The organism is Halorarius litoreus, assembly GCF_024362405.1.
Taxonomy (GTDB): domain Archaea; phylum Halobacteriota; class Halobacteria; order Halobacteriales; family Haloarculaceae; genus Halorarius; species Halorarius litoreus.
Map to the genome: position 1 here is coordinate 3218634 of NZ_CP101454.1, position 12573 is coordinate 3231206.

Genomic DNA, 12573 nt, shown 5'->3' on the forward strand with positions numbered 1-12573 from the left:
TTAAGGCCGGTCGGGCGCTCGGTTCGGCCATGCAACCACGGGACCTCTCCGCGCACACGCCGTATCAGGCGGGGCGGGGTATCGAGGAGGTCGCGCGGGAACTCGGGATGGCGCCCGAGAACCTCGTCAAGCTCTCCTCGAACGAGAACGCGTGGGGGCCGTCGCCCGAGGCGGTCGTCGCGCTCCGCGAGACCGCAGCGCAGGTCCACAGCTACCCGAAGACCGCGCACGCGGACCTCGTCGACGCGCTCGCCGAAACGTGGGACGTCGCGGCAGAGCAGGTGTGGCTCGCCAACGGCGGCGACGGCGCGCTCGACTACCTGGCGCGGGCGATGCTCGACCCCGGCGACGAGGTGCTCGTCTCCGACCCCGGCTTCGCCTACTACGCGATGTCCGCCCGGTACCACCACGGCCGGGTCAACGAGTACCCGATTCGGAAAGCAGACGACTTCGAACAGACGGCAGCGGGCGTCATGAACCACTACGACGGCGAGCGCATCGTCTACGTCACCTCGCCGCACAACCCCGCCGGGACGGAGATGCCGCGCTCGGAGGTCGACGCGCTCGCTGACGCCACCGACGAGGAGACGCTGGTGCTCGTCGACGAGGCGTACGGCGAGTTCTCCGAGACACCCTCCGCCGTCCAACTCGTCCGCGAGCGCGACGACGTGGCCGTGCTCCGGACCTTCTCGAAGGCGTACGGGCTCGCGGGCTGTCGGCTCGGCTACGCCATCACGCCGAGCGAGTGGGCCGACGCCTACGCGCGGGTCAACACGCCGTTCGCCGCGAGCGAACTCGCCTGCCGTGCTGGGCTCGCTGCGCTCGGTGACCAGGACCACGTCCAGAACACGGTCGAGGGCGTCCGTGCGTCCCGCGAGTACCTCTACGAGCACCTCGACTGCCCGACGTGGGAGTCCCAGGGGAACTTCGTGCTCTGTGAGGTCGGCGACGGCACGCAGGTGTTCGAGGCCGCGAAGCGCGAGGGCGTTATCGTCCGCGACACCTCGTCGTTCGGCCTGCCCGAGTGCATCCGCATCACCTGTGGCACCCCCGAGATGACCGAACGCGCGGTGGAGGTCGTGAACGACGCGCTATGAGGGTCACAGTCACTGGCACCCCCGGCACGGGCAAGACGACCGCCACCGACCTCGTGACGACGGACCTCGACGTGCTCCACCTGAACGACGTCATCCGCGACGAGGCGTTCGCGACGGGGACCGACCCCGACCGCGGCTCGCTCGTGGCCGACATGGACGCGCTCGGCGCGTGGCTCGACGACCGCGACGACGTGCTCGTGGAGTCGCACCTCGCCCACCACTTCCCTGCCGACATGGTGGTCGTGCTGCGCTGTCGTCCCGACGACCTGGAACAGCGGCTCCGCGACCGTGGCGAGGCCCCCGAGAAGGCTCGCGAGAACGCCGACGCGGAGGCGCTCGACGTCGTGCTCTCTGAGGCCGTGGAGCGCCACGGGCTCGATGCGGTGTACGAGATCGACACGACCGACCGCTCGCCCGAGGCGGTGGCCACGGACATCGAGTCCGTCATCGAAGGCGACCGCGAACCGAGTGCAGGCACCGTCGACTTCCTCGAGTACCTATGACGCTCGACCAGTACCGCTCTCTCGCGGACCGTGCCCTGGACCCCGTCGTCACCGTCGCCGTTCGAATCGGCCTGACGCCGAACGCCATCTCTGTGCTCGCCTTCGGGCTCGCGGCAGCCGCGGCCGTCAGCTACTACCTCGCGGTCCCCGGCGGACTGCTGTATCTGCTGGGTGCCGTCCTCGTGTTCTTCAACGGGGTGCTCGACGTGCTCGACGGGATGGTCGCCCGCCGGACGGAGACGGCCTCGAAAGCCGGCGACCTACTCGACCACGTACTCGACCGCTACGCCGACATCGTCGTCATCGCGGGGCTCGCTGCGGGCGTCGAACGCTACGCCCTCGGCCTCGCGGCGGTCACGGGCGTCCTCATGACCTCGTATCTCGGGACGCAGGCGCAAGCCGTCGGCCTCGACCGCGTCTACGGCGGGCTCGTCGGCCGCGCCGACCGTCTCGCCATCATCGGCGTCGTCACGGCGATCGCGGCGTTCACGACGGTCTCTGCCGAAGGGCTCTCGCTCGTCGCACTCCTGCTCGTCTTCTTCGCCGTGGTTGGGCACTTCACTGCGCTCCAGCGGTTCTACTACTCGATGCAGGCGCTCGGTGAATGATTCGACTCTGGTAAGGAGGACCGGACGACCTTCAGAAACACCTCGAAAGCCCCCGGCCCCTTTCAGTCCCACCCACGACGCTGAGTCAGTCAGTCGATGCGGGTGGGACTTTCGAGGTGTTGGCAGTCGTGGCAGAATTACAGCCGGTGACCCAATCGACCTTTGCTAGCCGTCGTGCGTTTTATACGCGGCGCTGGCCAACCCCGAGTATGGTCCAGTGCGAGATGTGCGGCAAGGAGGTTGCCGGACCCAAGACGGTGAAGATCGAAGGGGCAGAGCTGGAGGTCTGTGACGACTGCGCCGACTTCGGGACGGAGGTTCGCCAGCAATCGTCCTCGTCGTCGTCGACGAAGTACTCGACCTCCTCGTCGTCCGGGAGCTCGTCGTCGAGTTCGTCGGGGGCGTCCTCCTCGTCGGGGGGCTCCACCCGCCGCAAGCGGGACATGTTCGACGAGATGGACGAGGTCGCACAGGACTACGACGACCGAATCCGCACCGCCCGCGAGCAGGAAGGGCTCTCCCAGGAGGACCTCGCCAACCAACTGAACGAGAAGGCGAGTCTCATCCGGAAGCTCGAACGCGGGGACACGCTCCCGACCGACAGCGTCCAGCGGAAACTCGAGAAGGCACTCGGTATCTCGCTCACCGAAGGCGCCGCTACCGACGACGACGGGGACTACTCCAGCGACTCGTCGACCGGCACGTACACGCTCGGCGACGTGGTCAAACGGAAGGACTGACCGACTGCCCTAGTTTTTGTCCGTCGCGCGCCATATCCCACCATGGTATCAGTGCGACTGGTTCGTCACGCGACGCTCGACCTCGACTTCGGTTCGGCGCGGCTCGTGGTCGACCCGATGCTCGCCGCGCCGGGGGAGATGGACCCCATCGAGAACTCGCCGAACCAGCAGCCGAACCCGCTGGTCGACCTCCCGTCGTTCGATACGCAGGTGTTCGACGCCATCGTCGTCACGCACCTGCACGACGACCACCTCGACCAGCTCGCGAAGGAGGTGTTTCCGACCTCGATACCGGTGTTCTGCCAGCCAGAGGACGAGCAGGCGCTCGCCGAGACGTTCGACGACGTCCGCGTCGTCGACGAAGCCGTCACCTTCGACGGCGTCACCATCACACGGACGCCCGCGCGCCACGGCCACGGCGACCTCGTCGAGGCGATGGGCCCGGTTTCGGGGTTCGTCTTCGACGACGGCACCGAACGGGTGTACGTCGCCGGCGACACGGTCTGGTACGACGAGATCGACGCGACGCTCGACGCCTACGGCCCGGACGTGGCAATCGTCAACGCCGGCGCCGCCCAGTTCCTCGAAGGCGACCCCATCACGATGACCAAAGAAGAGGTCGCCGCGTTCGCGCGCGCCACCGAGGCGCACGTCGTCGCCGTCCACATGGACGCCATCAACCACTGCCTGTTGAGCCGCGAGGAGCTGACAGCGTATCTCGAACAGGAGGGGCTGAGCGACCGGGTGACAGTCCCTGCCGACGGCGAAGTCGCTCGATAGAACCTGGTATCTCTCGTGAGCCGTCATAGCAGGGATTATATTTAAGCATCCTAACTAGTCGACAATGGAAGGGAGCCACCCATCCACCGCACCCGAGGGCCTGACTGCGACGCTGGTCCGCTACACCGACGGCCCGGACCAGTTGACCATCCACCCCTCCGAGGCCGACGACGTAACCCTCATGGGGTCGTGGGTCACTGCCGACGCCGACGACTTCGTCGAACTGGACTCGGTCAGATAACCTCGGCGTCGGAGAGCGGCACCAAGTGCCGTGACCGCCCATCCGACAGCGCATCGTCGAGTTCCACGCCCAGTACCGGGTCGCCACCCTTCACCGTGTACGACGCCTCCACGACCGTTCCCTCGTGACGCTCGCCGTCGATGACGACCGCGACGCGACTGCCCTCCATACCGGGTGTGTGGCCCGCGTGGGCAAACCCCCTTCGCCCCGCTCTCGAAAACGAACAGCTATTTGCCCTGGCGTGCGCCGGACTCGATATGTTCGTTCTCGTCAATCTGAAGGCGTACCCCTGCGACGCCGTCGCGGTCGCCTCGGCCGCCGCCGACGTGGCCGACGACTCGGGCGTCCGGGTGGCCGTCGCACCGCAGGCCGCACAGCTCGCAGCCGTCGCGGAGACGGGCGTCGAGACGTTCGCCCAGCACGTCTCGCCCGTCGAACACGGTAGCCACACCGGGTCGACGCTCGCAGAGGCCGCCGCGGAGGCCGGCGCGACCGGCACGCTGCTCAACCACTCCGAGCGTCGCCTGAAACTCGCGGACATCGACGCCGCACTGCGGGCAGCCGAGCGCGCCGACCTGGAGACGGTCGCCTGCGCGAACAACCCAGAGCAGATTGCCGCCGTGACCGCGCTCGGCCCCGACGCCGTGGCGGTCGAGCCGCCGGAACTCATCGGGACTGGAACCCCGGTCTCGCAGGCCGACCCCGATATCGTCGAGGACGCGGTCGCCGCCGCTGCGAGCGTCGACGACAGCGTGGGCGTCTACTGTGGCGCGGGCATCTCGACGGGCGACGACGTGCTGGCCGCTCGTGACCTCGGGTCCACGGGAGTGCTACTGGCTTCGGGCGTCGCGAAGGCCGACGACCCGCGTGCCGCGCTCGAAGACCTCGTCAGCGGGCTCTAAGCGTCGGGCCAGTCTTCGACCGTCTCGGGCGCTCGTGCGGGTGGAAGCAGTTCTTCGATGGCCGCGACGGTCGCCTGCACGTTCTCCTCGTCGAGTCGGCCGTCGTGTGACTCGTCGACGATGTCACGGATGCGCGTGGTGTAGCCGCCGCGCCCGGCGTGCTCGATGAGGTCCGCTTCACGAAGGATGCCGTTCCGTCGGTACGCTTCGGTGCGGGTGGCGTCCCCCCCGGCAACGACGTGCGCGTCGATCGGCGAGGCCGGCCCGTACTCGTGGTAGTGCGCGAGCATCCCGCGGGTGACCGGGTCGAGCGACTCGATGGTCGACTTGAGGTCGGTGACGACCGGCCGCTGGCTGTTCGGGACGGCTTCGCTCACGGAGACGTCCGGCCCATCGCGTTCCGGCGGGTTGAACGCGCCGTCCCAGTTCTCGTCGGCTCCGTCAGCGGCCCTACCACCCGCGTCGTCGCCGAACGACGGTTCGACATCCCCATCGCTGGCAGCGTCGGTCTCGAGACCTGAGCCGTCGGTGGCGGTCGCCTCGGCCCTCCCGTTGGACTCGTTATGCTCACCCACCGAAGCTCTCGAACCGTCGGGTCGCTCACCCCCAATCATCTCGGCCATCCGCGAGGCACCGTAGTCTTCGGCACGGGGCGCACCGGTCGCGTGGGCGTCGTACTCGTCGGCTTCGAGCGCCGAGCGGTCGCTGTCGGGCGAGGCATCATGCGGCGAGAGGACTTCGTCGAGTTCGGCCTGATAGCCGGTGATATCGGTTCGGAACGCGCGGCCCGTCGCGTGCTCCATCATCGCTCGCGAGAACTGCTCGGCCATCTTCGAGAGGTCGCGTGCCTCCTCAAGCTCGTCCTCCAGCTCCTTGATGCGCTCCTCTTTGTCCTTGAGTTCGAGTTCGAGCTGCTGGACGCGCGACTCGCGCTGCTGTTCGTTCTCGGTGATGGTCTCCAGTTCGGACATCAGGTCCGAGGAGACCGACTTGAGCTCCGGACGCTCGAAGTCGTCGAGTCCGGGTGTGGCGCCCGCGTCGAACGTCCGCTTGCGCTCCATCTGCACCTGTCGCATCGACTCGTCCCAGTCGCTCATCAGGAAACACTCGCCGTCTCCGAGCTCTTCAACCTTGTTCGAGTAGCCGGAGCCCAGGATGCGGCCGGCGACCTTCGTGTCGTTCGACCAGGTCAGCCGGTGCCAGACGAGCCAGTCACACTGCGTGATGAAGTCCTTCTTCACGTCGGCCGGCCGCTGGCTGATGCCGACGATGCCGAGCCCGTGTTTGCGGCCGCGTTTACCGATCTTCACGAGCATCCGCCCGCACTCGTCCATCCCCGCACCCTCGGGGATGTACTCGTGACACTCCTCGACGAGCATGAGGAACGGCTGTTTCAGTTTCTTCTCCTTCGCGAACAGCTGCTTGGCGACCTCCTTCAGCAGTTCGTTGGCGTCCCGTTCGTCGATGAACGACGACACGTCGAGGATGATGGGCACCCCCTGTTCGAGCGCCAGGCTCGCCAGCTTCTCGGCGTGCTCGACGGACACCTGCAGGTCGCACTCCTCGTCGCCGCCGACGTGGAGTATCTCGTACTCCTCTTTGAGGCCGTAGTACTCGCCGTCGATGTCGACGGCCAAGAGGCCGTAGCCCGCATCGAGCAGTTTCTCCGCGACGACCGAGGCCGTGTTCGACTTGCCCGAGCCGGACTTCCCGGTGATGAACCCACGGCCTGTGAGCACGTCGACGATCGGCAACTGCACCTCCGCGCCGGCCTCCTCTCCGGCGCTGACTTCCCCAACGGTGATTCGTTCGTCTCCCATTTCGCTTGGGAGGAGGAACCGTCGCGGACCCGATAAATCCGCGTCAGACGGCCGTCACACGCCCTCCGGTTCGTGAGCGCGGATGACGAAGTGGTCGTCGTCCTGTCGGACGAGCATCGCGTCCTCCCGGAGCTTCGCGATGTAGCCGGTCGGCTGCCGGAGGAGTTCGTGGGCGGCGTCGACCCGCACGAGGTTCCCGATGAGCTGGGCGCTCGGCGGTTTCTGGGCGGCACCACAGTCGTAGATGGTCAGGAACTCGCCACCGTCCTCGGTCTCGTGGACGATGACGTGCGCGTGGGGGGCGAGCTGCCAGCGATCGTCACCGAGGGGCGCGAGTTTGTTCACACCTCGTCTCGAACGCGCCCGTTGAAAGCCGCTGCGGTCAGTGTCCCACCCGACTAGTGCCGGAGGTCCGCGCGCGCCGAAACCGCCACGAGCGCGACGCCGCCCAGCGAGAGGAGCGCGGGAACTCCCGTCCCAGGGTCGAAGAAGTCGAACGACGTGAAACGGTTGAAGATGTGGTACGAGCCGTTCCGCTTGACGACGGCGGGTGGCACCGGTTCCTCGGTCTCGAAAGTGAACCGTTCGCCGGCCATCGCCCGGTCGACGATTCGCTGCTTCTCGGGCGACAGCTGCTCGTAGTACTCGACGGTGCCCGCCGTGCGCGGGTAGGTATCTCCTTCGTTGTGATCGTAGTTGTAGTTCCAGTCGGTGTCGTGGAACGCGAGGAAGCCCATCGTCCCGGCCATGACGACGCACATCCCGAGGAACACGCCGACGAAGTGGAGGGTCGAACGGCTTATCAGGGACATACGCGGCTCATGCGGTGCCGCAAACAAGTGCGTTACGTGTGTCAGAAATCCTCTAACGTGGTCTGACCACGGCGCCGTCGCTCCTCGTCCACGGCATCCGTCTCCCGGTCGTCCCAGCCGGTCAGCGACGCCTGGTCGGCGTCGGAGAAGTCGAGGTTCGACACCCTGACGCCGAGTTTTCTGACCCTGGCGTCGTCGAACTCCCGGAGGAGGTCGAGCGCGACCGACTCGACGAGGGCCGGGTCGTCGACCGGGCCCGACAGCGACGTCGCGCGGGTGTTGACGTCGAACGGCGGCGTGACGACCTTCACCCCGATGGTCTTGTAGAGCGCACCCTTCGAGCGGGCGCGTTCGGCGACCTCGGCAGCGAGCGAGCGGACGATGTCGCGCTTCTCCTCGGTGTCGCGCGTCGGCGGCACGGCGGACTCCGAGGAGATGGACTTCGCCCGGCCGACGGGCTCCACCTCGCGGCGGTCGCGGCCGCGCGCGTGCTCGTGAATCTCCCGACCCCTGGAGCCGAACCGCGATTCGAGGTCGGCCGGGTCGGCCGCCGCGAGGTCGCCGGCCGTCTCGATCTCTCGCTCCGCGAGCGCGTCCGCGGTCACGGGGCCGACCCCATGGAGTTCGTCGACCGGGAGGGGCGCGAGGAACTCGCGGACCTCGTCGGGGCGGACCACCACGAGGCCGTCGGGTTTGTCGTAGTCCGAGGCGACCTTCGCCGCGCTCATGTTCGGGGCGACGCCGACGCTGGCGGCGACTCCCACCTCGGCCTCGATGCGGGTTTTGAGGTCGCGGGCGAACGCCACGGCGCCGTCCCAGCAGACGCCCGTGACGTCGAGGTACGCCTCGTCGATGGATACCTCGCGGACCACCCCGTCGTCGCCGTCGGGCCCGCGGCCCTCGACCATCGCGTGGAGGACATCCTTCACCTCCCGACTCACCGATTTGTAGTAGGCCATGTCGACGGGGCGGTAGAACCCCGCTTCGGCCACGTCGAGGTCGTCGTCGCGGGCCGCGTCGACCTTTCGGGGGAGCGCCGACAGCGCCTTCGAGATGGGCATCGCACTCTCGACGCCGAACTCGCGTGCCTCGTAGGAGGCAGTCGCGACGGCCCCGATGGTGTCACCGGGCTCGTACCCCATCCCGACGACGACGGGTTCGCCCACGAGCGCGGGCTCGCGCAATCGCTCACAGGCAGCGTAGAAACAGTCCATGTCGACGTGACAGACCACGCGCTCGTCGTCGGGGCGACCCGTCGAGAGCGGCCCGTCCATACCCGACGTTGTGAGCGCGTCGTCATTACCGTTATCACGCCACGGCGGAAGTGGTCGACGGCCGCTTCAGAGAGCTGTCCGGAAATTTTCGCTTACCGTGCGTAGTTGGCAGATGTTTACGCGCGTTCGGCCCGTTCTAGGCCCCTATGCGTGGAGAAACACGACGTACCGTTCTCAAGACTGCCGGTGCAGTCGGGCTGCTTGGACTCGCGGGCTGTTCCGGGAATGGCGGGGGTGCCGGTGTCGACACGGGAACCCCGACGTCCGGAGACGAGACGACGCCGACGGCGACACCCGAGATGACGCCGGAGACGACAGAGACGACGCCGACGGAGGGAGACGGGATGGCGATGGATCCGGCGGACGCCGTCGACACGTGGCTCACCGAGACCGAAGTTGGGGGCGCTGACGACACGTACGACGGGACCATCGAAGACCTCACTGGACAGGAGACGGTCACGGTCATGGTGGGCACCCCCGGTAACGGTGGGGCGTTCGCGTTCTCGCCCAGTGCTGCCCGCGTGTCGGTCGGCACGGAGATTCAGTTCGAGTGGACCGGAGAGGGCGGCGTGCACAACGTCGAGGCGCTTCCTGCAGAGCAGCTGGGTCTCTCCGACTACGAGTTCTCCTCGGGAGAACCGATGCAGGGCGAAGGCGTCCAGTACACGCGGACGATGGACGTACCCGGCGTACTGCTCTGGCACTGTGAACCGCACCTCTCGCTCGGGATGAAGGGCGGTATCGTGGTCGAGTAGTCGGGGTTCAGGCCTCCAAGCGGGCGCGACTCGACTGTGACAGGTGTCACAGGAGCGCGCCTGGATTCATGATTCCCGCGGGATCGAGCGTCCGCTTCATCGACCGGAGCGCGTCGAGGTAGCCGTCGGGCACCTCCCGGTGGTAGTGTTCGCGGTGGACGCGCCCGACAGCGTGGTGGTGCGTGATGGTCGCGCCGTGGTCGTCGAGGGTGTCTGAGGCGGCCTGCTTGATGGCTCGCCACTGCTCCAGTTCGTTCCCGACCTCGGCCGGGGCCAGCAGGGTGTAGTACGGCGCGGGGCCGTCCTCGTAGACGTGGGTGAACCGACAGGAGAGGAAGCCAGCGCCGCACGTCTCGCGCATCGCCTCGATCACGGTGTCCTGCAGCGCCCGGTGCAGGTCGGGGAATCGGTCCCACGTCACGGCCGTCTCGAAGGTGTCCACGAGAACCCCCATCGAGACGAGCGCGTTGAACATGTAGGGCGCTTCGATGAACGAGGCGCGCCACTCGCCCTCCTCACCGTCGCGCTCGGCCTGCTCTTCCTCACGGTCCTCGTGCGTCGCCTCGTCCCACGTCCCTCCGTGGTCCTCGGCGATGGCCAGCGCCCGGGAGAGCGACTCTTTCGGGACACCGGGTGCATCGGTCGACTCGAATCCGAGCAACAGGAGATGGGAGCCGTCGAACGCGAGTTCGTTCAGCATCGCCTCTTCGGCGTTCAACAGCCGGCAGTTCGCCGGCTGAAGTCGCGCCTGAGCGATCTCCCGCGTGGCTTCGACGGCGTCCCAGTAGTCGTCGAACCGCACCGTCGCCCGCGAGCGGTGCGGGGGCCGTGGCTGGACGCGCGCCCACCCCTCCGTAACGACGCCGAACGCACCCTCGCTCCCGAGGAGGAAGCGGTTGGGGTCAGGGCCGGCACCCGACGCCGGGAGTCGTCGGGTTTCGAGCGTCCCCGAGGGGGTCACGGCCCGGACCGACTCCACGAAGTCGTCGATGTGCGTGTACCGCGTGGCGAAGTGGCCGCCCGCTCGCGTCGCGACCCACCCGCCGAACGTCGAGAACTCGTAGCTCTGCGGGTAGTGGCGCAACTGGAGCCCGTGGTCGGCGAGCTGTGCCTGAATCTCGGGGCCGGTCGCGCCGCCCTGGATGCGCGCGGCTCTGGAGGTGGTGTCGACCTCTAGCACCTCGTTCAGCCCGCGAAGGTCGAGCGAGACGACGCCCGTGTAGCCGTCGCCCCCGCACTCGACGCCCCCGACGACGCTCGTGCCGCCACCGAAGGGGACGACGGCCACGTCGTGCTCGGTCGCCCACGCGAGCACATCCTCGACGTCGGCCTCGGTCTCGGCGAGCGCGACGGCGTCTGGGGCGCTCCCGAAGTCGCCGTGGAATCCTCGCACGAGGTCGCGGTACCCTCGGCCGTAGGTGTGGAGCGCGCGCTCGCGGGTGTCGGTCGTACAGCAGTCGAGCGGGGGGTCGAGACGGGAGTCGGGCATCGCTACGTCGTCGAGCGTCGGGTAGTCGAGGAGAGGTCGCTCGGGGAAGCCGAGCATCGACTCGATGCGGGTCTTCAGTTCGCGCCGCTCGGCGTCGTCGGGGAGTTTGTCTGCCCAGCCCCACGCCCAGAACGAGCGGCGGCGGTCGTCGGTCATGGCCGGTCTGCTCTCGGCCCCGAGTTAAGCGTTGGCCCGCGCTGTGCGGCGATTGGGGGGCAGAGAGAGGAAAGAGGGGAGAGAGTGATGGTCGGGGAGCGGGTCATGGGTGCCAGTGGGAGGCCCGCTCAATACCATCTAATGGTGGGGAGTGGTGTGGCTGTGTTGGCTAGCATGCGCGAGGGGTTTATTACGGGCCAGTGACGTGGCGTCAGCTCTCGGCAAGTGCGCTCGTTCGTCGTGGGGGTGCATGACGCACCAGATGCGGACGTTCGACGGTCCGAAACGGGTGTTCCACCACCAGTCGGACCCGCGAGTTTATCCCCGGTGTTAGCTAAGTGTAGGGATGGCAACGATTATCTTCGACACACCGGATGGGACCAGAGAGCGAGACGTTGACGACGAGGACCTCAACTACCGAGAGGACCACTGGCAGGTGACGCTCGGCGACGACGACTACCTCTACATCCCCCTCGACCGGGTGTACTCTGTCCGGATGCACGACCCGCATCATCTCCACGACTGACCCCAGGATAGTCGGTTGCCACTTCGTCGGGACTGGCTCGCAGATTCGGTTCGCGAGCGTGACAGGAGAGCTGTTCTCGTTGTTACGGACCGGACTCGTCGAGCCCTATTACAGGAAACCGCATGAACGAGAGATGGACGGAGGGATTTTCACTACAGTTGCTCGCGCTGCTCGCTCCCTAGTTCAAATCCCTCCGCGACCATCGCTGCCGCTCGCGAGATAGCTCGCGGCAGGAAGTGGGGCCGGAGGGATTTGAACCCCCGATCGACTGATATCTCCGGTCGGCGCCTCGGTACTCCAGAGGGTCGTCAACGCGGCCGATGATCAGTCGGCCGCTCGGTATATCAGTCTGGAGTCTCGTCACCGGGCGCGTGGCCTCTGGAGTCAGTCGCCATGCCTGGCTTGGCCACAGCCCCTCGCTTCCGGGTATGGCGATTGTCCCTAAAGGGATTTCGATTCGACCCCCTCCGGTTTTCCCGCCGGGCGGCGTTCTCGACGTATGGACACCGTTCGACTGACCGTCCGCGAGCGCGGCCACGAGAACACCATCGAGGTCGAGCGTGGAACGAACCTCAGACGGGCGCTGCTCAACGCTGGGTTCGACGTGTACGGCACGGTCTCGCGTGTCGTCAACTGCGGCGGCTGAGGCCGCTGTGGACCTGTGGCGTCAGGTTCGACGGCGACGCACCCGAGCTGACCCACTGGCACGACACCGCCGCTACGCGATTCGGCTACCCCCGGCTCTCCTGCCAGCTCACGGTCGACGAGGACGCGGTGGTCGACCTCCCGGAGAAAGTCATGTGGGGGCAGTTGCTCCCCCGACACGACGACAGAACGGACGGAGAGTAGTGACCGAGTATAACACTATAT

Annotated in this window: 15 protein-coding genes, 1 tRNA gene and 1 pseudogene; 10 read left to right on the top strand and 7 right to left on the bottom strand. The window is 67.3% G+C overall.

Annotated features, from left to right (window positions below):
- Window positions 1–29: 29 nt before the first annotated feature.
- From hisC to NL126_RS17050, 6 genes are all read left to right on the top strand, one after another.
- Window positions 30–1097 (top strand): histidinol-phosphate transaminase, encoded by a 1068-nt coding sequence (gene hisC / locus NL126_RS17025; protein WP_255196081.1) that lies wholly within the window; start codon window positions 30–32, stop codon window positions 1095–1097.
- Window positions 1094–1600, top strand: coding sequence for an adenylate kinase family protein (locus NL126_RS17030; protein WP_255196082.1), 507 nt, complete (start codon window positions 1094–1096; stop codon window positions 1598–1600). The genes hisC and NL126_RS17030 overlap by 4 nt, the downstream gene beginning before the upstream one ends.
- The gene (locus tag NL126_RS17035; RefSeq protein WP_255196083.1) at window positions 1597–2208 is read left to right on the top strand and encodes a CDP-alcohol phosphatidyltransferase family protein; all 612 of its coding nucleotides are present in this window, start codon (window positions 1597–1599) and stop codon (window positions 2206–2208) included. The genes NL126_RS17030 and NL126_RS17035 overlap by 4 nt, the downstream gene beginning before the upstream one ends.
- 209 nt (window positions 2209–2417) lie before the next feature.
- Window positions 2418–2948, top strand: coding sequence for a multiprotein bridging factor aMBF1 (locus NL126_RS17040; protein WP_255196084.1), 531 nt, complete (start codon window positions 2418–2420; stop codon window positions 2946–2948).
- A gap of 42 nt (window positions 2949–2990) precedes the next feature.
- Window positions 2991–3728, top strand: a complete 738-nt coding sequence (locus tag NL126_RS17045) for an MBL fold metallo-hydrolase (RefSeq protein ID WP_255196085.1) — start codon at window positions 2991–2993, stop codon at window positions 3726–3728.
- A gap of 64 nt (window positions 3729–3792) precedes the next feature.
- Window positions 3793–3969 (top strand): DUF7511 domain-containing protein, encoded by a 177-nt coding sequence (locus NL126_RS17050; protein ID WP_255196086.1) that lies wholly within the window; start codon window positions 3793–3795, stop codon window positions 3967–3969.
- On the opposite strand, the gene NL126_RS17055 is transcribed toward NL126_RS17050, so the two are convergent.
- Window positions 3962–4138, bottom strand: a complete 177-nt coding sequence (locus NL126_RS17055; protein WP_255196087.1) for a hypothetical protein — start codon at window positions 4136–4138, stop codon at window positions 3962–3964. The two genes, NL126_RS17050 and NL126_RS17055, sit on opposite strands and share 8 nt — an antisense overlap.
- Before the next feature lie 88 nt (window positions 4139–4226).
- Here NL126_RS17055 and tpiA point away from each other — a divergent pair, with 88 nt between their 5' ends.
- On the top strand, window positions 4227–4871 hold the full coding sequence (gene tpiA / locus NL126_RS17060) for a triose-phosphate isomerase (protein ID WP_255196088.1): 645 nt from the start codon (window positions 4227–4229) through the stop codon (window positions 4869–4871).
- Here the strand turns inward: tpiA and NL126_RS17065 are convergent.
- Genes NL126_RS17065 through dinB form a run of 4 tightly spaced genes read right to left on the bottom strand, consistent with a single transcriptional unit; the run spans window position 4868 to window position 8777 of the window.
- Window positions 4868–6691, bottom strand: coding sequence for an ATP-binding protein (locus tag NL126_RS17065; RefSeq protein ID WP_255196089.1), 1824 nt, complete (start codon window positions 6689–6691; stop codon window positions 4868–4870). The two genes, tpiA and NL126_RS17065, sit on opposite strands and share 4 nt — an antisense overlap.
- Window positions 6692–6745: 54 nt before the next feature.
- Window positions 6746–7036, bottom strand: coding sequence for a hypothetical protein (locus tag NL126_RS17070; protein ID WP_255196090.1), 291 nt, complete (start codon window positions 7034–7036; stop codon window positions 6746–6748).
- A 53-nt stretch (window positions 7037–7089) separates the two neighbouring features.
- Window positions 7090–7503 (bottom strand): DUF7979 domain-containing protein, encoded by a 414-nt coding sequence (locus NL126_RS17075; protein WP_255196091.1) that lies wholly within the window; start codon window positions 7501–7503, stop codon window positions 7090–7092.
- A 41-nt stretch (window positions 7504–7544) separates the two neighbouring features.
- Window positions 7545–8777 carry a DNA polymerase IV gene (gene dinB / locus NL126_RS17080; RefSeq protein ID WP_255196092.1) on the bottom strand — a complete coding sequence of 411 codons (1233 nt, stop codon included), beginning with the start codon at window positions 8775–8777 and terminating at the stop codon, window positions 7545–7547.
- A 146-nt stretch (window positions 8778–8923) separates the two neighbouring features.
- Between dinB and NL126_RS17085 the strand changes: the two genes are divergently transcribed.
- A complete protein-coding gene (locus NL126_RS17085) occupies window positions 8924–9532 on the top strand; it encodes a halocyanin domain-containing protein (protein WP_255196093.1) in 609 nt (202 codons plus the stop codon).
- A gap of 46 nt (window positions 9533–9578) precedes the next feature.
- Here the strand turns inward: NL126_RS17085 and NL126_RS17090 are convergent, their stop codons facing one another.
- On the bottom strand, window positions 9579–11177 hold the full coding sequence (locus tag NL126_RS17090) for an FAD-binding oxidoreductase (RefSeq protein WP_255196094.1): 1599 nt from the start codon (window positions 11175–11177) through the stop codon (window positions 9579–9581).
- Between the two features lie 346 nt (window positions 11178–11523).
- On the opposite strand from NL126_RS17090, the gene NL126_RS17095 reads away from it, so the two are divergent.
- Window positions 11524–11703, top strand: coding sequence for a hypothetical protein (locus NL126_RS17095; RefSeq protein WP_255196095.1), 180 nt, complete (start codon window positions 11524–11526; stop codon window positions 11701–11703).
- A 237-nt stretch (window positions 11704–11940) separates the two neighbouring features.
- Here NL126_RS17095 and NL126_RS17100 read toward each other — a convergent pair.
- A tRNA-Trp gene (locus NL126_RS17100) sits at window positions 11941–12119 on the bottom strand.
- Window positions 12120–12202: 83 nt separating this feature from the next.
- Between NL126_RS17100 and NL126_RS22140 the strand changes: the two are divergent.
- Window positions 12203–12552: pseudogene (locus tag NL126_RS22140) on the top strand (ferredoxin).
- The last annotated feature ends 21 nt before the right edge of the window (window positions 12553–12573 follow it).